Here is a 527-nt window from a genome sequence, read left to right as displayed (position 1 = left end):
ACGCACATTAACGCACGATGAGCGTGCCGCCATTGAACGCTATTTGACGATGGCCAATCTGCAACTGTCAGCGTCCAGCGCGTTGCCCGTGCTACCGCGTACCCGCCAGGATCCGCGCGTCTATGTGCTCACCCACAGCATTACGCGTTATGGGCTCAATACCAGCACCGCGAACAAATGGCGTTATTTCATTGATACGCAAGAAATACACCTGCCTCCTGACTGGGAACAGTACATCAGCGAGAATAACCATATCGAGCTGATCAACACCCGCTCAATTCCGCTGGTCGTTGCGCTCAACGGACATTCCTTGAGTGAATGCGTTGAGCACAGCGATCAGGGCGTTTTACCGCCGCCGTTAATGCCTGAGCGTAATGCCTCGATTCGTGAAGAAGGGAATGAACGCGCCGAGTTGGTTGCCGTTCGCAAAGAGACGCGAGAAGAGTTCGCGATGCATCACGCCTCGGGCATTCGCGAAGCGCTATTGATTTCATCGGCTTTTCTGCTGCTGTTTATCAGCCTGATGA

1 protein-coding gene is annotated in these 527 nt (G+C 53.9%); it reads left to right on the top strand.

Annotation, left to right across the window (positions count from 1 at the left end; genetic code table 11):
- On the top strand, positions 1-527 hold a 527-nt coding region (locus J5224_RS35000), incomplete at both ends, for an intracellular growth attenuator family protein (RefSeq protein WP_264629386.1).

The organism is Candidatus Symbiopectobacterium sp. NZEC135, from assembly GCF_025962695.1.
The sequence above is the reverse complement of the archived record's forward strand: the minus strand, read 5'-3'. Positions and strand labels throughout refer to the sequence as shown.